The sequence below is a fragment of the Nonomuraea ceibae genome (assembly GCF_019396325.1).
GTDB lineage: Bacteria > Actinomycetota > Actinomycetes > Streptosporangiales > Streptosporangiaceae > Nonomuraea > Nonomuraea ceibae.
On the sequence record NZ_JAHKRO010000008.1, the window covers coordinates 153,135 to 171,839 of the forward strand.

The 18,705-nt window shown below is 72.7% G+C and carries 19 protein-coding genes and 1 rRNA gene; 13 read left to right on the forward strand and 7 right to left on the reverse strand.

The window, feature by feature from the left end:
• Positions 1–51 precede the first annotated feature (51 nt).
• The 3 genes from KME80_RS08525 to KME80_RS08535 all read right to left on the reverse strand — a co-directional run bounded on the left by KME80_RS08525 (position 52) and on the right by KME80_RS08535 (position 2,285).
• A complete protein-coding gene (locus KME80_RS08525) occupies positions 52–456 on the reverse strand; it encodes a hypothetical protein (protein ID WP_219502221.1) in 405 nt (134 codons plus the stop codon).
• Between the two features lie 66 nt (positions 457–522).
• Entirely contained in the window at positions 523–1,398 is an 876-nt protein-coding gene (locus KME80_RS08530) for an aldo/keto reductase (RefSeq protein WP_308125663.1), read from the reverse strand.
• Positions 1,389–2,285, reverse strand: a complete 897-nt coding sequence (locus KME80_RS08535) for an NAD-dependent epimerase/dehydratase family protein (protein ID WP_219502223.1) — start codon at positions 2,283–2,285, stop codon at positions 1,389–1,391. Before KME80_RS08535 ends, KME80_RS08530 begins: the two co-directional genes overlap by 10 nt.
• Before the next feature lie 71 nt (positions 2,286–2,356).
• On the opposite strand from KME80_RS08535, the gene KME80_RS08540 reads away from it, so the two are divergent.
• Positions 2,357–3,247 (forward strand): LysR family transcriptional regulator, encoded by an 891-nt coding sequence (locus tag KME80_RS08540; protein ID WP_219502225.1) that lies wholly within the window; start codon positions 2,357–2,359, stop codon positions 3,245–3,247.
• Here KME80_RS08540 and KME80_RS08545 read toward each other — a convergent pair.
• A complete protein-coding gene (locus KME80_RS08545; protein WP_219502227.1) occupies positions 3,244–4,905 on the reverse strand; it encodes a class I adenylate-forming enzyme family protein in 1,662 nt (553 codons plus the stop codon). The two genes, KME80_RS08540 and KME80_RS08545, sit on opposite strands and share 4 nt — an antisense overlap.
• Positions 4,906–5,109: 204 nt before the next feature.
• Here KME80_RS08545 and argC point away from each other — a divergent pair, with 204 nt between their 5' ends.
• The 8 genes from argC to KME80_RS08585 all read left to right on the forward strand — a co-directional run bounded on the left by argC (position 5,110) and on the right by KME80_RS08585 (position 13,124).
• A complete protein-coding gene (gene argC, locus KME80_RS08550; RefSeq protein WP_219502229.1) occupies positions 5,110–6,132 on the forward strand; it encodes an N-acetyl-gamma-glutamyl-phosphate reductase in 1,023 nt (340 codons plus the stop codon).
• Positions 6,129–7,280, forward strand: coding sequence for a bifunctional glutamate N-acetyltransferase/amino-acid acetyltransferase ArgJ (gene argJ / locus KME80_RS08555; protein WP_219502239.1), 1,152 nt, complete (start codon positions 6,129–6,131; stop codon positions 7,278–7,280). Before argC ends, argJ begins: the two co-directional genes overlap by 4 nt.
• Positions 7,277–8,152 (forward strand): acetylglutamate kinase, encoded by an 876-nt coding sequence (argB, locus tag KME80_RS08560; protein ID WP_219502242.1) that lies wholly within the window; start codon positions 7,277–7,279, stop codon positions 8,150–8,152. Before argJ ends, argB begins: the two co-directional genes overlap by 4 nt.
• Positions 8,149–9,315 carry an acetylornithine transaminase gene (locus tag KME80_RS08565; protein WP_219502248.1) on the forward strand — a complete coding sequence of 389 codons (1,167 nt, stop codon included), beginning with the start codon at positions 8,149–8,151 and terminating at the stop codon, positions 9,313–9,315. Before argB ends, KME80_RS08565 begins: the two co-directional genes overlap by 4 nt.
• The gene (argF, locus tag KME80_RS08570; RefSeq protein ID WP_219502249.1) at positions 9,312–10,232 is read left to right on the forward strand and encodes an ornithine carbamoyltransferase; all 921 of its coding nucleotides are present in this window, start codon (positions 9,312–9,314) and stop codon (positions 10,230–10,232) included. The genes KME80_RS08565 and argF overlap by 4 nt, the downstream gene beginning before the upstream one ends.
• On the forward strand, positions 10,229–10,747 hold the full coding sequence (locus KME80_RS08575; RefSeq protein ID WP_219502250.1) for an arginine repressor: 519 nt from the start codon (positions 10,229–10,231) through the stop codon (positions 10,745–10,747). Before argF ends, KME80_RS08575 begins: the two co-directional genes overlap by 4 nt.
• 215 nt (positions 10,748–10,962) lie before the next feature.
• Entirely contained in the window at positions 10,963–12,387 is a 1,425-nt protein-coding gene (gene argH, locus KME80_RS08580) for an argininosuccinate lyase (RefSeq protein ID WP_219502251.1), read from the forward strand.
• Positions 12,388–12,392: 5 nt separating this feature from the next.
• Positions 12,393–13,124 (forward strand): DNA-3-methyladenine glycosylase, encoded by a 732-nt coding sequence (locus KME80_RS08585; RefSeq protein ID WP_219502252.1) that lies wholly within the window; start codon positions 12,393–12,395, stop codon positions 13,122–13,124.
• Here KME80_RS08585 and KME80_RS08590 read toward each other — a convergent pair.
• Positions 13,064–13,465, reverse strand: a complete 402-nt coding sequence (locus KME80_RS08590) for a PH domain-containing protein (protein WP_219502253.1) — start codon at positions 13,463–13,465, stop codon at positions 13,064–13,066. The genes KME80_RS08585 and KME80_RS08590 overlap by 61 nt on opposite strands.
• A gap of 84 nt (positions 13,466–13,549) precedes the next feature.
• Between KME80_RS08590 and tyrS the strand changes: the two genes are divergently transcribed.
• A complete protein-coding gene (tyrS, locus tag KME80_RS08595) occupies positions 13,550–14,815 on the forward strand; it encodes a tyrosine--tRNA ligase (RefSeq protein WP_219502254.1) in 1,266 nt (421 codons plus the stop codon).
• A gap of 57 nt (positions 14,816–14,872) precedes the next feature.
• Here tyrS and KME80_RS08600 read toward each other — a convergent pair whose 3' ends face one another.
• Complete coding sequence (locus KME80_RS08600; protein ID WP_219502256.1) at positions 14,873–16,339, reverse strand: glycosyltransferase family 39 protein; 1,467 nt, start codon at positions 16,337–16,339, stop codon at positions 14,873–14,875.
• 31 nt (positions 16,340–16,370) lie between these two features.
• Between KME80_RS08600 and KME80_RS08605 the strand changes: the two genes are divergently transcribed.
• Positions 16,371–16,961, forward strand: coding sequence for an HAD family hydrolase (locus KME80_RS08605; protein WP_219502257.1), 591 nt, complete (start codon positions 16,371–16,373; stop codon positions 16,959–16,961).
• Positions 16,962–16,978: 17 nt separating this feature from the next.
• Here KME80_RS08605 and KME80_RS08610 read toward each other — a convergent pair whose 3' ends face one another.
• On the reverse strand, positions 16,979–17,362 hold the full coding sequence (locus KME80_RS08610) for a PPOX class F420-dependent oxidoreductase (protein ID WP_308125664.1): 384 nt from the start codon (positions 17,360–17,362) through the stop codon (positions 16,979–16,981).
• Positions 17,363–17,451: 89 nt separating this feature from the next.
• Here KME80_RS08610 and KME80_RS08615 point away from each other — a divergent pair, with 89 nt between their 5' ends.
• Positions 17,452–17,898: a MarR family winged helix-turn-helix transcriptional regulator gene (locus tag KME80_RS08615; protein WP_219502260.1), complete on the forward strand. Its 447-nt coding sequence runs from the start codon at positions 17,452–17,454 to the stop codon at positions 17,896–17,898.
• Between the two features lie 475 nt (positions 17,899–18,373).
• Positions 18,374–18,705, forward strand: a 16S ribosomal RNA gene (locus KME80_RS08620); the annotation flags it as partial.

Here is an 18,705-nt window from a genome sequence, read left to right on the forward strand (position 1 = left end):
GATTGTCCACGCCCGTGCGCGTTCCCGGCAAACCGTTTTCCGCCCCGGTGGTCAGCGGAGCTTGCGCAGGCCCATGATCTGCAGCTCGGCGAACACGCCCACCACGAGCGCCTGGGCGATGGCCCACACGGCGCCGATCGTGGTGAACTCCATCATCCCGGTGATCACGGCGGCGACGCTGCCGAGCGTCCAGGCGATGTTCAGCCCGATCACGGCCTTGACACCCGCCTGGCTGACCGTGCCCCTGGCCGCCAGGAGGCCCACGGCGGCGCCGTACACGAGCAGGAACGCCCCGATGCCGCGCAGCAGGCCCGCGTCCGGCCCGAGCAGGTCGCTCACCAGGCCGGCCCCGGCGAGGTAGACCAGCCCGTTGGCGCCGGTGACGACGGCGTCGAGGGCCAGCACGAGGCGCAGGAACTTGGCGCGGCCGGTGGTGGCGACGGTGAGAGTGGTCATCTCGCTTCTCCTTCAAGGATTCTGTCCGACACCGCAACCGTGCCATCACGGGCGTAGGCGGCGCGATTACGCGTGAGGTAATGCGCCCTCCGGGCGGCGGTTCAGGCGGGCGAGCTCGCCGGGGGTGAGCCTCAGCCCGGCAGCGGCGGCCGAGTCGGTGATCGAGGCTGGCCGGGTCGCGCCCGGGATGGGGATCACCCGCGCGCTCAGCGCGAGCAGCCAGGCGAGGCAGACGCGCTGCGGGCTCACCCCGCGCTCGCGGGCGACCTCGTGGAAGACGGTCCCCCCGGCGGGCTCGCCGCTCTCCAGGGCGCTGCGGGAGATGCCGCCGAGCGGGCTCCACGGCAGGAACGCCAGCCCGAGCTCGTCGCACAGCCGCAGCTCCGGCTCGCCGTCGCGGACGGCGGGGGAGAAGCGGTTCTGCACCGACACCAGCCTTTCGCCCAGGTCGAGCCGGGCCAGGGCGATCTGGTCGCGGTCCACGTTCGACAGGCCGATCATGCGGATCTTGCCCTCGTCGTGCAGCTCGCGCAGCGCCCCGACCGACTCGGCGAACGGCACCGCCGGGTCCGGCTTGTGCAGCTGGTACAGGCCGATGGCCTCGGCGCCCAGCCGCCGCAGCGACGCCTCGCAGGCGCGCCTGAGGTGGCGCGGGTCGCCGTTCACCGTCCAGGAGCCGTCGCCGGGCCGCCCCCGCCCGCCCTTGGTGGCCACCAGGACGCCGTCCACGCCCCGCAGGGCCCGGGCGACGAGCCGCTCGTTGTGGCCCTCCTCGCCGGCGTGCCAGTGGTAGGAGTCGGCCGTGTCGATCAGCGTGACGCCGGCGTCCAGCGCCGCGCGGATCGTGGCCACGGCCCGGTCGCGGTCCGGCCGCCTCTCGACGGACAGCGGCATCGCGCCCAGCCCGACGGCGCCCACGCGGACGTCCCCGATCACGCGCACCCTGCCACCCCCGCCACAACCTCCGCCGCCACCCCGGGCAGCCAGGCGCCCAGCTCCGAGAAGCGGAACCCGAGCCCGCTCGCCCGGCCGTTGTCCAGGGCGTACGCGCGCCCGAACGAGTACGGGGACACCTCCTCGCCGACGGTGTAGACGGCCCGGCCGGCCCCCGCGGCGGCCAGTGCGTCGCACAGGCCGAACACGTCGGCCGCCCCGTGCGAGCAGGCGTTGACCGGCCCGGTGAACGAGCCGCGCACCGCCCACACGAGCACGTCGGTGATCTCCTCGTGGCTGACGAACGTCGCCGGGCGGGGCCGCCGGTGCACCACGATGGGGACGCCGTCGCGCATCCGCCGCGCGTAGTGGGCCAGCCGCCCGGTGAAGTCGGCCCCGCCCAGCACGTGCGCGGTGCGCACCGCCACCACCTCGAACGGCGGGCGCCCGGCCAGCACCGCCTCCGCCTGCCGCTTGCCCTCGCCGTAATGGGCCGCCAGGAAGCCCGGGTCGCGCCACGGCAGCTCCGGCCGCACCGGCCAGGCGCCCGCGTCCACCGCGTCCTCCGCCCACGGGCCGCCGTCGAGCCGGTCGTACACCTCGGCCGTCGAGGTCATCACGTAGCGGCCGGCGCGCCCGGCGAAGACGCGCCGCGCCGACGCCGCCTGCAGCGGCGTGTAGCAGACCTGGTCGAGCACCACGTCGAAGGAGCGTCCCGCGAGCGCGGCCCGCAGCCCCGCCTCGTCGTCGCGGTCGGCCGCCACGTGCCGCACCCCTTCGGGCACGGGGGCCGAGCCGCGGCTGACCACGGTCACGTCGGCCCCCTCGTCGCGCAGGCGCTCGACCACCCGCCTGCCGAAGTACCGGCTGCCGCCGATCACGCACACACTGTCCATGCGCACAGCCTCGCGGCACTACAGTCATCAGCGGTAGTGGTGATCTGCTTATCCGGTCGTAAGGAGCACTGATGATCGATGTCCAGCGCCTGCGGGTGCTGCGCGAGGTCGCCCGGCACGGCAGCTTCAACCGCGCCGCCGCCACCCTGCGCTTCACCCCGTCGGCCGTCTCCCAGCAGATCGCCGCCCTCGAACGCGGCCTCGGCCTCCCGGTGGTCGAGCGCAGCACGCGCGGCGTGACGCTCACCGCGGCCGGGCGCACGCTGGTGGAGACCGCCGACGCCATCGCGGCCGAGCTGGCCGACGCCCAGGAGCGCCTCGACCGGCTCTCCCGCCAGAGCGCGCGGTTCACGGTCGCGGCGTTCGCCAGCGGCGGCAGGCGGCTGCTGCCGGCCGCGCTGGCCGCCTTCAGCGCCCGGCACCCCGAGGCGGAGCTGACGATCCTGGAACGGGAGCCGGAGGAGAGCCTGCCGCTCGTCCGGGAGGGGCGGGCCGACCTCGCCCTCGCCTACCACTTCGACGGCCCGCCGCCCGCCAGGCCGGGTGACCGGTCCGGCCTCGACTGGACGCCGCTCGCCGCCGACCCGCTCCAGGTGGTGCTGCCCGCGGGCCACCCGCACGCCGGGCGCGCCGCCGTGCACCTGGCCGAGCTGGCGGGCGAGCGGTGGGTGCTCGGCTGCCTCAAGACGGCCGGGCTGATGGACCGCTACGCCGCGCTGGCCGGGTTCGAGCCGCGCGTCTGCTGCGCGGCCACCGACTACGGGTTCGCCCAGTCGCTGGTCGGCGCGGGCGTCGGCGTCGCGCTCATCCCGAGCGTCGCGCTCGGCGACACGCCCGGCCTGGTGGCCGTGCCGCTGGAGCCGCCCGCCCCGGCGCGCCACATTGGCGTGGCCACGCCGCGCCGCCACCGCGGCGCCACGCAGCCGTACGTCGAGTCGCTGCTGGAGCTGCTGCGCGGTTAGGCGCCCAGCACCTCCCTGCGCAGGCGGGTCTTGAGGATCTTGCCGCCGGGGTTGCGGGGCAGCTCGGTGTCGCGGAACCACACGTGCGCCGGGATCTTGAACTTGGCGATCCGGTCGGCCAGGAACGCCGTCAGCTCCTCGCGCGTGGCCGAGGCGCCCGGGGCGAGCCGGATCACCGCCCCGACCTCCTCGCCCAGCTCGTCGTGCGGCACGCCGATCACCGCCACGTCGTCCACCGCCGGGTGCTCGAACAGCGCGGCCTCGACCTCGGCGCAGTAGACGTTCTCGCCGCCCCTGATCACCATGTCCTTGGCCCGGTCGACGATGTAGACGAAGCCCTCCTCGTCGATCCTGGCCAGGTCGCCCGTGTGCAGCCAGTTGTCGACGAACGTCTCGGCGGTGGCCTGCGGCTTGTTCCAGTAGCCCATGATCACGTTCGGGCCGCGCAGGCAGAGCTCGCCCACCTCGCCCGGCGGCAGCTCCTCGCCCATCGGGTCCACCACGCGCACGTCCACCACGGCCGTCGGGCGGCCGATGCTGTCGGGCTTGGCCTGGTAGTCGGCGCCGCCGTTGCCGATGGCCAGCGCGGTCGTCTCGGTCATGCCGTAGCCGTTGGACGGCGCCCGGTCGGGCAGGTTCGCGGTGATGCGCTCCAGCAGCTTGGGCGGGGCGGGGGCGCCGCCGTAGCCGAGCGTCGTCAGCGAGGACAGGTCGTGCTTGCCGAAGTCGGGGTGCGACATGAGCTGCCAGGCGTTCGTCGGCACGCCGATCATCGCGGTGACCTTCTCCCGCTCGATCAGCTCCAGCGCCTGCTTGGGGTCCCACTTGTACATGAGCACCAGGCCGCCGCCGCTGAAGATCGTCGTCATCAGCGCCGAGAAGCAGCCCGTCACGTGGAACAGCGGCACCGTCAGCAGCGTCACCCGGCGCACCGCCGACGCCTCGGTGTAGTCCTTGCCCGCCATCGTCACCGCGCGCATCAGCCCGTAGGCGACCGTCATCGGCGCCTGGCCCAGGTTGCGGTGGCTGCCCAGCGCGCCCTTGGGGCTGCCGGTGGTGCCGGAGGTGTAGAAGATCGTGGCCGGGTCCTCGGGGGACAGCTCCACGTCGGGCAGCCGCACGCCGGGCTCGACCACGCCCAGCACGTCCTCGAACGAGCGCGCGCCCGCCGGGACCTCGCCGCGGGCGACGATCAGCGGCACGCCGGTGCCCGTCAGCCGGGCTGCGCGCTCCCCGTCGGCGACGATCACCTTGGCGCCCGAGTCGCTGACCCCGTAGGCCAGCTCCTTCTCCGTCCACCAGGCGTTGAGCGGCACCGCGATGGCCCCGGCGGCCAGCGCCGCCGAGAACGCGATCGACCACTCCGGGTAGTTGCGCATGGCCACGGCGACCCGGTCGCCCTTGCGGACCCCGTACTCCTCGACGAGCCGGTTGGCGAGCGTGGCGGCCCTGCGGAAGTGGCCCTCGAACGTGACGTGCTCGTCCTCGTACACCAGGAAGACCTTGTCGCCGTGGAAGGCGCTGTTCTCCAGCAGGGTGCGGAAGTGGCCGGGGGCGTGCTTCCACGTCCGTATCCCGCTCTCGCCGATCTCCTCGACCTCGAAGAGCTGGCCAGGGCCGGTGAGCTGGGCTTGCACCTCGGCGTGCGACAGGGTCATGACGCAGAACTCCCGCAGTGGAACGGCATCCGGATAAATCACAGTACCGACCGGTTAGTACGTCGCGCTAGACCAATGTTCCGGAGTTCCTGATCTCGACATGTGGGACGGCGAGACGCCTCGACTTGCATGTTCATCATCGGGAGTACATAGTCTTTACAAGCAAGCCTATGAGCTATGATGCATGAATATGCAGGAGGTCAGATGAGAGCCGCGATCGCCGGAGCCAGCGGCTATGCGGGCGGCGAGCTGCTCCGCCTGCTGCTCGGCCATCCGGAGCTGGAGATCGGCGCCCTCACCGCGGCGTCCAGCGCCGGCAGCGCGCTCGGCTCCCACCAGCCCCACCTGCCGCAGCTGGCCGACCGGGTCATCCAGGAGACCACCGCCGACGCCCTCGCCGGGCACGACGTCGTCTTCCTCGCCCTGCCCCACGGCCACTCCGCCGCCGTGGCCGCCCAGCTCGGCCCCGCGACGCTCGTCGTCGACTGCGGCGCCGACCACCGGCTCGCCGACCCCGCCGCCTGGCAGGAGTTCTACGGCGGCGAGCACGCCGGCACCTGGCCCTACGGCCTGCCCGAGCTGCCCGGCCAGCGCGAAGCGCTCCGGAGCACCCGCCGCGTCGCCGTCCCCGGCTGCTACCCCACCTCCGTGCTGCTCGCGCTGACGCCCGCGTTCGCCGCCGGGCTCGCCGAGCCGGACGTGGTCGTCGTCGCCGCCAGCGGCACCAGCGGCGCCGGCAAGTCGCTCAAGCCCAGCCTGCTCGGCAGCGAGGTCATGGGCTCCGTCAGCGCCTACAGCGCCGGCGGTGTCCACCGCCACACCCCCGAGATGGAGCAGGGCCTCAGCGCCGCCGCGGGCGCGCCCGTACGGGTCTCGTTCACCCCGACGCTCGCCCCCATGAGCCGCGGCATCCTGGCCACCTGCACGGCCCCCGCCCGGCCCGGCGTCACCCGCGACTCGCTCCGGGCGGCCTACGAGACGGCCTACAAGGCGGAGCCGTTCGTGCACCTGCTCCCCGAGGGAGCCTGGCCCGCCACCGCCATGACCTACGGCGCCAACACCGCCGCCCTCCAGGTCGCGCTCGACGAGCGCGCGGGCCGGATGATCGCCGTCATCGCCATCGACAACCTGACCAAGGGCACGGCCGGAGGCGCGATCCAGAGCGCCAACCTCGCCCTCGGCCTCCCGGAAGAGCTCGGACTTCCCACGACAGGAGTTGCTCCATGAGCGTGACCGCCCCCCTCGGCTTCAGGGCCGCGGGCATAGCCGCAGGCATCAAGGCCGGCGGCGCCCGCGACCTGGCCCTCGTCGTCAACGACGGGCCGAGCCGTGCCGCCGCCGGCGTCTTCACGGCCAACCGCGTGAAGGCCGCCCCGGTGCTCTGGTCGCAGCAGGTGCTGCGCGGCGGGCGGTTGCGAGCGGTGGTGCTCAACTCCGGCGGCGCCAACGCCTGCACCGGCCCCGAGGGCTTCCAGGACACCCACGCCACGGCCGAGAAGGCCGCCGCCGCGCTCGACGACTCCGCGGGAGAGATCGCGGTCTGCTCCACCGGCCTGATCGGCGAGCGGCTGCCGATGGACGCGCTGCTGCCCGGCGTCGAGCTGGCCGCCTCCCAGCTCTCCCGCGACGGCGGCCTGGCCGCCGCCGACGCGATCCGCACCACCGACACCGTCTCCAAGATCTCCTTCAAGCGCGGCGACGGCTACATGGTGGGCGGCATGGCCAAAGGCGCGGGCATGCTCGCCCCCGGCCTGGCCACCATGCTCTGCGTCATCACCACCGACGCCGACCTGACCGCCGAGCAGCTCGACAGCGTGCTGCGCCGCGCCACCTCGCGCACCTTCGACCGGCTCGACACCGACGGCTGCATGTCGACCAACGACACCGTCCTGCTGCTGTCCAGCGGCGCGGCGGGCGTGAGGCCCGAGCTCGCCGAGTTCGAGCAGAAGGTCACCGAGGTCTGCGCCGACCTCGCCCGCCAGCTCCTCGTCGACGCCGAGGGCGCCTCCAAGGCCATCGCCATCGAGGTCATCGGCGCCGCCTCCGAGGACGACGCCGTCACCGTCGGCCGCGCGGTCTCCCGCTCTAACCTGCTCAAGTGCGCCATCCACGGCGAGGACCCCAACTGGGGCCGGGTGCTGGCCGCCGTCGGCACCACCGACGCCGTCTTCGAGCCCGACCGGCTCAACGTCGCCATCAACGGCATCTGGATCTGCCGCGCCGGGGCCGTCGGCGACGACCGCGCCAAGGTCGACATGCGCCCCCGCGACGTGACGATCACCATCGACCTGTCGGCCGGCCCCCACACGGCCACCGTCCACACCACGGACCTGACGGCCGACTACGTCCACGAGAACTCGGCGTACTCCTCATGAGGGCCGGCACCGCGCAGGCGAAGGCCGGCACGCTCATCGAGGCGCTGCCCTGGCTGACGCGCTTCCACGGCGCGACCGTCGTCATCAAGTACGGCGGCAACGCCATGACCGACGAGTCCCTCAAGGCGTCGTTCGCCGAGGACGTCGTCTTCCTGCGCTACGCCGGGCTGCGCCCGGTCGTCGTGCACGGCGGCGGCCCGCAGATCAGCGAGCACCTCGACAAGCTCGGCATCGAGTCCACGTTCACCGCCGGGCTGCGCGTGACCACGCCCGAGGCCATGCAGGTCGTCCGGATGGTCCTGGTCGGCCAGGTCGGCCGCGACATCGTCGGGCTGCTCAACCAGCACGGCCCGTTCGCCGTCGGCCTGTCGGGCGAGGACGCCCACCTGTTCACCGCCGAGCGCAAGAGCGCCGTCGTCGACGGCAGCCCCGTCGACATCGGCCAGGTCGGCGAGATCGTCGACGTCCAGGCCGGAGCCGTGCGCGCGCTGCTCGCCGACGGCCGCATCCCCGTCGTCTCCAGCGTGGCGCGCGGCGACGACGGGGAGATCTACAACGTGAACGCCGACACCGCGGCCGCCGCGCTCGCCGTGGCGCTGCAGGCCGACAAGCTCGTCGTCCTCACCGACGTCGAGGGCCTGTACGCCAACTGGCCCGACGACTCGGAGGTCATCAGCCGGCTCGACGCCGCCGAGCTGGCCGAGCTCATGCCGACGCTGTCGAGCGGCATGGTGCCCAAGATGGAGGCGTGCCTGACCGCGGTCAAGGGCGGCGTGCCGCAGGCCCACGTGCTCGACGGCCGGGAGCCGCACGCGCTGCTGCTGGAAATCTTCACCAACGAAGGAATCGGAACGATGGTGGTGCCCTCATGAGCCTCTTCGACAGGTTCGAGCAGGCCTTCATGCCCAACTACGGAGTCCCCCCGGTCGCGCTGGCGCGCGGTGAGGGCACCCGCGTCTGGGACGTCGACGGCCGGGCCTACCTCGACTTCATCGGCGGCATCGCCGTCACCTCGCTCGGCCACGCTCACCCGGCGCTCGTCGAGGCCGTCTCCACCCAGGTGGCCACGCTCGCCCACACGAGCAACCTGTTCCTGCACGAGCCCGAGGTGCTGCTCGCAGAGAAGCTGCTGGAGCTGCTCCAGGCCCCCGGCCGCGTCTTCCTCGCCAACTCCGGCACCGAGGCCAACGAGGCCGCGCTCAAGCTCGCCATCAAGTACGGCAAGCGCCACGGCCGCACCTACTTCGTCGCCGCCGAGAACGGCTTCCACGGCCGCACCCTCGGCGCCCTGTCGCTGACCGGCAAGCAGGCGATCCGCGACCAGTTCGGCCCGTTCCCGGTCGAGGTCCGCTTCGTCCCCTACGGCGACGCCGACGCGCTGAAGGCGGCCGTGACCGGCGAGTGCGCCGCCGTCTTCCTGGAGCCCACGCAGGGCGAGGCGGGCGTGGTCCCGCCGCCCGACGGCTACCTGGCGGCCGCCCGCGAGATCTGCGACGCCGCCGGCGCGCTGCTGGTGGCCGACGAGATCCAGTCGGCGATCGGCCGCACCGGCCACTGGTTCGCCCACCAGGCCGACGGCTGCACGCCCGACATCCTCACGCTGGCCAAGGGCCTCGGCGGCGGCCTGCCGATCGGCGCCTGCGTCGGCTTCGGCGAGGCGGGCACGCTGTTCGACAAGGGCGACCACGGCTCGACGTTCGGCGGCAACCCGGTCTCCTGCGCCGCCGCGCTGGCCGTGCTCGCCAACGTCGACCTCGGCCACGTCCGCACGGTCGCCGCGCGGCTGCGCGACGGCCTGGAGGCGATCGGCCACCCGCTGCTGAAGGGGGTGCGCGGGCGCGGGCTGTGGCTGGGCGTCGTCCTCACCGAACCGGTCTCGGCGCGGGTCCAGAAGGCCGCCGCCGACGCCGGCTTCCTCGTCAACGCCCTGCAGCCCGACGCCGTACGCCTCGCGCCCCCGCTGGTCGTGACCGAGCAGGAGATCGACGCCTTCGTGACGGCGTTCCCCCGGATTCTCTCGGAGGCAGCCAAATGACCCGCCACTTCCTCAAGGACGACGACCTCACGCCCGAGGAGCAGGCCGAGGTTCTCGACCTGGCCGCCGCGATGAAGAAGGACCGGTTCGGCTACCGGCCCTTCGAGGGCCCCCAGTCGGTCGCCGTCCTGTTCGACAAGCCGTCCGCGCGCACCCGCGTGTCCTTCCACACCGGCATCGGCGAGCTCGGCGGCCTGCCGCTCATCGTCGACGGCGTCTCCACGCTCATGGGACGCGGCGAGCCCACTGAAGACATCGCCCGCGTGCTCGGCAGGCAGGTGTCCGCCATCGTCTGGCGCACCAGCGGCCAGGAGCTGATCGAGACCATGGCCGCCCACGCCGGCGTGCCCGTGGTCAACGCGCTCACCGACGACTACCACCCCTGCCAGATCCTCGCCGACCTGCAGACGGTGCGCGAGCGGTTCGGCCGCACCGCCGGGCTGACCCTCGCCTACACCGGCGACGGCGCCAACAACATGGCCCACTCCTACCTGCTCGGCGGCGCCACCGCCGGCATGCACGTACGGATCGCCGCCCCGCCCGGCTACCAGCCCGACGCCGTCATCCTCGGCCGCGCCGCCGCCATCGCCGCCCGCACCGGCGGCTCGGTGGTCGCGCTGTCCGACGCGGCGGCCGCCGTCCAGGGCGCGCACGTGGTCGCCACCGACACCTGGGTGTCGATGGGCCAGGACGGCAAGGAACGGCGCATCGCCGACCTCATGCCCTACCAGGTCAACGACGAGCTGCTGGAGCACGCCGACGCCGAGGCGATCGTGCTGCACTGCCTGCCCGCCTACCGCGGCCACGAGATCACCGCCGAGGTCCTCGAAGGCCCGCGCAGCGCCGTCTGGGACCAGGCGGAGAACCGGCTGCACGCGCAGAAGGCCCTGCTCCACTGGCTGATGAGCGAGACATGACGATCCCGATGACCAAGGCCGGCAGACAGGCCAAGATCACCGACCTGCTGCAGCGCCAGCCCGTCCGCTCCCAGCCGGAGCTGGCCAAGCTGCTCGCCGAGAGCGGCGTGGAGGTCACCCAGGCCACCCTGTCCCGCGACCTCGACGAGCTCGGCGCGCTCAAGCTGCGCGCCGAGGACGGCTCCCTCGTCTACGCGCTGCCCGGCGAGGGCGGCGGGCGCATCCCGCTCGCCCGGCTCGGCACCGGCGAGTCGCCGGCCGCCCGGCTGCACCGTATCGCCGAGGAACTGCTGGTCAGCGCCGAGGCGTCGGCCAACCTGATCCTCGTCAGGACACCGCCGGGAGCCGCCCAGTTCCTGGCCTCCGCCATCGACCACGCCGACTGGGAGTCCATCCTCGGCACCGTCGCCGGCGACGACACGATCCTGGTCATCAGCCGCGACCCGCTCGGCGGGCAGGCGGTGGCCGAGGCGCTGCTGAAGACGGCCGACAGGCGCAGCCAGCACGCCGAGTGACGAAGTTCGACCCATGACCGCGAGAGTGGTCCCGGCTCGCCCGGGAGGGCCCGGCACGTCCGCCGCCCTCCCGGCGCCGCCGGGCGCCACACCGCCGGCCACGACCAGGCCACAGGGTTCGTGCACCCGCCTTCCATGATCGCCGCGACCCGCGACACGGGGAACGGCCGGGGTGCACTATGGTCGCGGAGACGGTGGCAGGACAGTTTGAGGAGATGACGGTGAGTGATGGCAAGCCGATGCGGCTGTGGGGCGGGCGTTTCGAAGGGGGACCGTCCGACGCGCTGACCCGGCTGTCGGTGAGCGTGCACTTCGACTGGCGGCTGGTGCCGTACGACCTGGCGGCGTCCAGGGCGCACGCCCGCGTGCTGCACAGGGCGGGGCTGCTCAGCGCGGACGAGCTCGAGCGCATGATCGGCGCCCTCGACGACCTGGAGCGCGCCTGCAAGGCCGGAGAGTTCCGGCCGACGGTCGCCGACGAGGACGTGCACACCGCCCTGGAGCGCGGCCTGCTGGAGCGGCTCGGCTCGCTCGGCGGCAAGCTCCGCGCCGGCCGCAGCCGCAACGACCAGATCGCCACCGACCTGCGCCTCTACCTGCGCGACCACGCCCGCACGATCGTCTCGCGGCTGGTCGAGCTGGAGACGGCGCTCATGGCGCAGGCCGAGCAGCACGCCGAGACGGCCGCGCCCGGCATGACCCACCTGCAGCACGCCCAGCCCGTCTCGTTCGGCCACCAGCTCCTGGCCCACGTGCACGCCTTCGCCCGCGACGTCGACCGGCTGTCCGACTGGGACCGGCGCGCCGCCGTCTCGCCGCTCGGCGCGGGCGCGCTGGCCGGCTCGTCGCTGCCGCTCGACCCGCAGGCCGTGGCGGAGGAGCTCGGCTTCTCCTCGGCGGCTCCCAACTCGATGGACGCCGTCGCCGACCGCGACTTCGCCGCCGAGTTCCTGTTCGCCGCGGCGATGATCGGCACCCACCTGTCGCGGCTGGGCGAGGAGATCGTCCTGTGGGCCTCGCAGGAGTTCCGCTGGATCGAGATGGACGACGCCTACTCCACCGGCTCGTCGATCATGCCGCAGAAGAAGAACCCCGACGTGGCCGAGCTGGCCCGAGGCAAGTCCGGCCGCCTCATCGGCAACCTCATGGCGCTGCTGACGACGCTCAAGGGCCTGCCGCTGACCTACAACCGCGACCTCCAGGAGGACAAGGAGCCGGTGTTCGACTCGGTCGACACGCTGCTGCTCGTCCTGCCCGCGATGGCCGGCCTGGTCGCCACCATGCGCGTCAACACCGCCCGCATGGAGGCGTCGGCCCCCGACGGGTTCGCGCTCGCCACCGACCTGGCCGAGCTGCTGGTGCGGCGCGGCGTGCCGTTCCGCGAGGCGCACGAGGCCGTCGGCCACCTGGTGGTGTGGTGCCAGGTCAACGACAAGGACCTCGGCGACCTCACTGACGACGAGCTGGCCAAGGTGTCGGCCCACCTGACGCCCGACGTGCGCGACGTGCTCAACGTGCCCGGCGCGCTGGCCGCCCGCAAGGCCCACGGCGGCACGGCCCCCGACCGCGTCCGCGACCAGCTCGTCGCGCTGCGCGAGTCGGTCGACACGCAGGCGGCCTGGGCGGCGGGCGAGTCCTGACCGCAGTGTCGTCATCCGCGCTGTCCTTCGAGCCGCTCCCGCGCGGCTTCTTCGACCGGCCCTCCCACGAGGTGGCGCCCGACCTGCTCGGGCGCGTCCTCGTGCACAGCGGCGCCGACGGGTCCGTCGCCGTGCGCCTCACCGAGGTCGAGGCGTACGGCGGGCCCGGCGAGGACCCCGCCGCCCACACCTACCGGGGCAAGACGCCGCGCAACGCCGTGATGTTCGGCCCGCCGGGACACCTGTACGTGTACTTCACGTACGGGATGCACTTCTGCGCCAACCTGGTCTGCCTGCCCGAGGAGCACGGCTCGGCGGTGCTGCTGCGGGCCGGTGAGGTGGTGGCGGGCCTCGGCCTGGCGCGCGAGCGGCGCTCGAACGGGACCAGGCGGCCCGCGGACCGTGACCTCGCCCGCGGTCCCGCCCGGCTGGCCGTGGCGCTCGGACTGCGGCGCGAGCACAACGGGCTCGACGCCGTCCTGGACGGGGCGGCGCCCGGCTTCATGCTGGGAGACCGGCTCACCGGGTGGCCCGCCGGGGCGGCGGCCGTGCTCGAAGGCAGCCCGCCCGCCCGCGCGCGGATCCGGTCAGGCCCCCGGACCGGGATCTCGACCGCCAAGGACACGCCGTGGCGGTTCTGGATCGACGCCGACCCGACCGTCTCGCCGTACCGGGCTCACGTGCCGCGGCGGCGCAACGCCGCGGCCACCTCCGTGGGCGAGGCGCCCAGCTCGTGAGGGCTGAAGATGTGCAGATGGTCGCCGGTGTCGATCTCCAGCATCTCGCTGCGCAGCCCGAACCGCGTGCGCACGTCGACCTTGACGTCCTGGATGTCCTCCCACGGCACGTGCCGCCGGCCGGCGAAGCCGTGCGTCACGGTGATGCCGCTCTCGTCGGCCGCCAGCCGCACCGGCACCAGCACGTCACGCAGGCCCATCGCGCCCACCAGCACGGCGGCGGGCACGGCCAGGATCACCCCGCGCAGGTCGCCGCCGAGATACCAGTAGACGGCGAGCCCGGCGCACGCCAGAGCCCCTAAGATCTTGAAAACGGCCAGCTCGCGACGGACCCTCCACATGGGGACCGAGACTATCCAAGTAGCGGTCACTCCACGCGATCGGGCACGCTGTAACCACCCGACACCTACCGGAAAGCCAGCACCGTGACCGACATCCTCGACGACCTCGCCTGGCGAGGCCTGATCGCGCAGTCAACCGACCTCGACGCCCTGCGCGCGTCCATGGCCAAGGGGCCGATCACGGTCTATGCGGGCTTCGACCCGACCGCCGCCTCCCTGCACGTCGGTCACTTCGTCCCGCTGCTCACGCTGCGGCGCTTCCAGCTCGCCGGCCACCGGCCGATCGGGCTCGTCGGCGGCGCGACCGGGCTGATCGGCGACCCGAGCGGCCGCAACACCGAGCGTTCGCTCAACTCCGGCGACGTCGTGGCCCAGTGGGTGGAGCGGCTGCGCGGCCAGGTGGGCCGGTTCCTCGACTTCGGCGAGGTGCCCAACGCCGCCCTCATGGTGAGCAACCTCGACTGGACCGGCGAGCTGTCGGCCATCGACTTCCTGCGCGACATCGGCAAGCACTTCCCGGTCAACCGGATGCTGGCGCGCGAGTCGGTGTCGGCCCGGCTGGCCGGTGAGGGGCTGAGCTACACCGAGTTCAGCTACCAGATCCTGCAGTCCAACGACTACCTGGAGCTGTTCCGGCGCTACGGCTGCACGCTGCAGATCGGCGGCAGCGACCAGTGGGGCAACATCACCGCGGGCGCCGACCTGGTGCGCCGCATCGAGGGCGCGCACGTGCACGCGCTCACGCTGCCGCTCATCACCAAGGCCGACGGCACCAAGTTCGGCAAGACCGCGGGCGGCGCCCTCTGGCTCGACCCGGAGATGACCTCCCCGTACGCCTTCTACCAGTACTTCCTCAACTCCGACGACCGTGACGTGATCCACTACCTCAAGGTGTTCACCTTCCGCGGCCGGGAGGAGATCGAGGAGCTGGAGAAGGCGGTCGCCGAGCGGCCCTTCGCCCGTGAGGCGCAGCGCACGCTGGCCGAGGAGCTCACCGAGCTGCTGCACGGCAAGCAGGAGCTGGCGGCCGTGGTCGCCGCGTCCAAGGCGCTGTTCGGCCAGGGCGCGCTGGAGGAGCTGCCGGCCGCGACACTCGGCGCCGCGCTGGCCGAGGTGCCGAAGGCCACCGTGCCGGCGCTGGGCGCGACGCTGGTCGACCTGCTGGCCGACAGCGGCCTGGTCGAGTCCAAGTCGGCGGCGCGGCGCGCGGTCAAGGAGGGCGGCGCCTACCTCAACAACGTCAAGATCACCGACGAGTCCTACGTCCCGTCGGGCGACGACCTGCTGCACGGGCGCTACCTGGTGCTGCGGCGCGGCAAGAAGTCGATCGGCGGCGTCGAGGTCGGCTGACGGCCCACAGGATCAGGCGGAGGCGGGCTCTCGTTCCGGGGGCCCGCCTCCGGTCGTTCACGGGGCGGTGTAGAGCGCGACCGTGAGTCCCGGCAGGTCGGCCGAGTGCCAGGCCGACTTCTGCTCGAACCCGGCCTCGCGCACCGCCTCGACCCGGGGCAGCCGGGCCCCGCTCGACTTGGCGCCGCGCCACACGACCCACACCCGTTCCCGCCCGGCCAGCGCCTCGGCGACGTCGTCGCGCTCGGGGAAGCCGAACCCGTCGGGGTCCGGGGCCGTGCCGATCCGGAGCACGTCGTCCGGCGTCGCCCCGGCGCCGTAGTAGTCGAACCCGGCCCTGACCGAGCTCTGGCCGTAGACGATCGCGTCACCCGGCCGCACGTCCATCCTGCGCAGCGCCCACGGGACGTCCTCGAACCGGCCGTTCGGCTCGCGCACCTCGACGTGCTGGGCGAACCCGGCCGCCACCGTCACCGCCACCAGCGCGCAGCACGCGGCCACGGCCATCCTCGGCACGCTCGCCGCCGCCAGCCCAGCCAGCAGCGCCAGCGCCGGAGCGGTGACGAAAAGGTAGCGGTCCACGTACGCAGGTGTCACCAGGTGGGAGACCGCGAGCAGCAGCAGCGGCGGCAGGACCAGCCACCCGAGCAGCGTCGCCGCCCACACCCGGCCCCCGGGGCGGGTGCGCGCCGACCACCACAGCAGTCCCGCGCCCGCCAGCGCCACCGCGAACAGCGGCAGGCCCGCCTCGGCCGCGCCCGCCGCCATCTTCGGGAACTTCAGCAGCACCTCGGGACCCCGCTGCGGGATCCAGCTGATCGCGTGCCGCTCGCCGTAGCCGACCAGGCCGAGCACCACGGCCGGCACGCCGCCGGCGGCCAGCGCGGGCAGCGCCCGCAGCAGCAGGTCCCGCCGCGGCAGCAGCGCGACGGCCGCCACGAGCTGCGCGGGCAGCACCAGCACGGCGAACAGGTGCGTGCAGCACACCAGCGCCACGCTCACCCCGTACACCACCCACCGGCGGGCCGCCTCCGGCCGCTCGGCCGCCCGGTGCAGCGCCCAGAACGACAGCACGACCGCCGCGGCGGCGAACGCGTAGGAGCGGGCGAACGCCCCGTAGTAGGACACCGACGGCAGCACCGCGAAGACCGCCGCCGCCGTCACCCCCGCCCGCGTGCTGTGCAGCCGCCTGCCCAGCGCGACCAGCAGCCCCGCCGCCACCGCGATCGCCAGCGCCGACGGCAGCCGCAGCCACAGCTCGGCCGTGCCCGCCTTGGCCCAGAAGTGCATGAACACGTAGTAAGGCAGGAAGTGCCCGTCGATGTGCTGGGCCAGCTCCCACAGCCCGGCGAGCGAGCGGGACGCGGCGCTGATCGTGGCCAGCTCGTCGCCGTTCAGCGTCGCCGCGCCCGTCCCGCTGAACGCGACGGCTCCCGCCGCCGCCCCCGCGAGCCAGGCGCTCGCGTGCCCGCGTGTACGGGGTTCAGGAGTGGTGGGCGGGGCTAGTGTGGCGGCACTGGTCACCGGGGCAGGATACGCGCATAAGCTCGGAAGCATGCCCGAAGTGATCGTTTTCGATTTGTACGGCGTCATCGCCAGGACGCAGACCGACGAGGCCAAGCAGCAGCTCGTCGACCTGGCCGGGGTGTCGGCGGACCGCTTCTGGGAGGCGTACTGGGCCTGCCGGCCGCCCTACGACGCCGGGCAGCCGAGCGACCTCTACTGGGCGGCCGTCGCCGAGCGGCTCGGCGCGCGGTTCGCCGACGTGGCGGCGCTGACCGAGGCCGACCTGGAGAGCTGGTCCCACGTCGACCCCGAGATGGTGGCCCTCGTGCACGAGCTGGCCGACGGCGGACGCAGGCTCGGGCTGCTGTCGAACATCATCGAGGACCTGGTGCCCGTGTGGGAGGAGCGGCACGGCGACTGGCTGGGCCGCTTCGACGCGCTCACCTACTCCTGCCGGATCGGCGTGGCCAAGCCCGACCCCCGCGCGTACGAGATCTGCGCCTCCCGGCACGGGGTCGCCCCGGGCGACGTGCTGTTCTTCGACGACAACGAGGCGAACGTGGTGGCGGCGCGGCAGGCGGGGATGGCGGCCGAGCTGTTCGTCTCCCCCGAGCAGGTGCGCGCGAGCGTCGCCCGCTGACCGAGGGCGCCCCGGCGCTACTGGCTGGTCGTGTGCGTGGGGCGGACGACGATCACGACGCGGCGGGCGGCGTCGCCGACCGGCCGCTCGTACGGCAGGCCGTAGCGGGTGGCCAGGACGTCGAAGAAGTCGCCGGACGGGTCGGGCTCGACGCGCTCGACCAGGCCGCGGATCTCCAGATAGCGGTACGGCTGGTCGGGGTCGTTGACGGAGACGGCCACCTCCGGGTGGTCGGCGACGTTGCGGCACTTGCGGCGGTCGGTGGTGGTCGTGAAGCGCAGGTGCTCGCCGTCCCACACCGTCCAGACCGGGTTCACCTGCGGCGCGCCGCCGGGCCCGACGGTCGCCAGGTGCGCGAACAGCGGGCGGGTCAGCAGGTCGAGGTGGCTCTCGGGAATCACGTTGCGATCTCCTTCGTGATGGCTGGCGCAGGGGACGATATCAAAGCTTTGATGATTATCAAGACTCGAAGCCTTGTACGCTTGCCGCCATGGTGGACATGCCCGCGCAGGAGCGGCTCGGCCTCGACATCAAGCGGGCCGAGCAGGAGCTGATCGCGGCCAAGCAGGTCGCGGTGCGGGCGGCGGGCCTGACGGTCCCGCAGTACGCGGCGCTGTTCGCGCTGGCCGGCAACCCCGGCATCTCGGGCGCCGCGCTGGCCAGGGCGTGCCTGGTCACCCCGCAGGCGATGACCGTCGTGCTCAAGAACCTCGAGGAGCGCGGCCTGGTCGAGCGCACCCCGCACCCCTGGCACCGCAACGTGCTGGAGACCCGGCTGACCGAGCCGGGGCGCGTGGCGCTGGAGACGGCCGACGCCCGCGCCGTCGTCATCGAGCGCGCGATCGCCGACGAGTTCGACGACGAGGAGCGCGACACCCTCCGCGCCCTGCTCGCGCGGTGCGGCGAAGCGATCCGCCGGGCTTCGTCCGAACTGTGAGCGGCGTGTGATTTGACGTCCGGCGAATCGCGACCTAATGTTTGACCTCGCCCCGGGAGCGAGCCGGACGCCTGACACGGCGGACGGGCCCCAGGGCAGCCCCTTGAGAACGAACCACTCGGCTGTGGGCGCTCTTGCGCGTCATGGCACGAGTCGTCTCGGGTGTCTGTTGGATCACCGCGAAAAATCGGTTGATTCGACAGGAACCGGATGCCACGGTAAGTTACGAGGGTTGCCTCGGAGACGGGGTGCGCAATCCTAGATGGGTTGAGCGATCGGAAACAAATCCTCAGATTTGACAGCCGATCGGCGGGCCTGATAAGATTGCGAAAGACGAGATCGCGCCTCTCGCAGAACTGGGGAGCAAGCGTCCGTTTCTTGAGAACTCAACAGTGTGTCAAAAGCCAGTGCATGAAGTTTTTCATGCAACACCTCGTCAAATATGACGGAGATAATGTTGCCTGGTATCAAACCTTTTTTGGAGAGTTTGATCCTGGCTCAGGACGAACGCTGGCGGCGTGCTTAACACATGCAAGTCGAGCGGAAAGGCCCTTCGGGGTACTCGAGCGGCGAACGGGTGAGTAACACGTGAGCAACCTGCCCCTGACTCTGGGATAAGCCCGGGAAACTGGGTCTAATACCGGATACGACGCACCCCGGCATCGGGTGTGTGTGGAAAGTTTTTCGGTTGGGGATGGGCTCGCGGCCTATCAGCTTGTTGGTGGGGTAGTGGCCTACCAAGGCGACGACGGGTAGCCGGCCTGAGAGGGCGACCGGCCACACTGGGACTGAGACACGGCCCAGACT

Bases quoted from the DNA above. Each gene is read 5' to 3' on its own strand.
- KME80_RS08525 (WP_219502221.1), bottom strand. From the start codon at position 456: ATGACCACTCTCACCGTCGCCACCACCGGCCGCGCCAAGTTCCTGCGC.
- KME80_RS08535 (WP_219502223.1), bottom strand. From the start codon at position 2,285: ATGGACAGTGTGTGCGTGATCGGCGGCAGCCGGTACTTCGGCAGGCGG.
- KME80_RS08540 (WP_219502225.1), top strand. From the start codon at position 2,357: ATGATCGATGTCCAGCGCCTGCGGGTGCTGCGCGAGGTCGCCCGGCAC.
- KME80_RS08545 (WP_219502227.1), bottom strand. From the start codon at position 4,905: ATGACCCTGTCGCACGCCGAGGTGCAAGCCCAGCTCACCGGCCCTGGC.
- argC (WP_219502229.1), top strand. From the start codon at position 5,110: ATGAGAGCCGCGATCGCCGGAGCCAGCGGCTATGCGGGCGGCGAGCTG.
- argJ (WP_219502239.1), top strand. From the start codon at position 6,129: ATGAGCGTGACCGCCCCCCTCGGCTTCAGGGCCGCGGGCATAGCCGCA.
- argB (WP_219502242.1), top strand. From the start codon at position 7,277: ATGAGGGCCGGCACCGCGCAGGCGAAGGCCGGCACGCTCATCGAGGCG.
- KME80_RS08565 (WP_219502248.1), top strand. From the start codon at position 8,149: ATGAGCCTCTTCGACAGGTTCGAGCAGGCCTTCATGCCCAACTACGGA.
- argF (WP_219502249.1), top strand. From the start codon at position 9,312: ATGACCCGCCACTTCCTCAAGGACGACGACCTCACGCCCGAGGAGCAG.
- KME80_RS08575 (WP_219502250.1), top strand. From the start codon at position 10,229: ATGACGATCCCGATGACCAAGGCCGGCAGACAGGCCAAGATCACCGAC.
- argH (WP_219502251.1), top strand. From the start codon at position 10,963: ATGACGGTGAGTGATGGCAAGCCGATGCGGCTGTGGGGCGGGCGTTTC.
- KME80_RS08590 (WP_219502253.1), bottom strand. From the start codon at position 13,465: ATGTGGAGGGTCCGTCGCGAGCTGGCCGTTTTCAAGATCTTAGGGGCT.
- KME80_RS08605 (WP_219502257.1), top strand. From the start codon at position 16,371: ATGCCCGAAGTGATCGTTTTCGATTTGTACGGCGTCATCGCCAGGACG.
- KME80_RS08615 (WP_219502260.1), top strand. From the start codon at position 17,452: ATGGTGGACATGCCCGCGCAGGAGCGGCTCGGCCTCGACATCAAGCGG.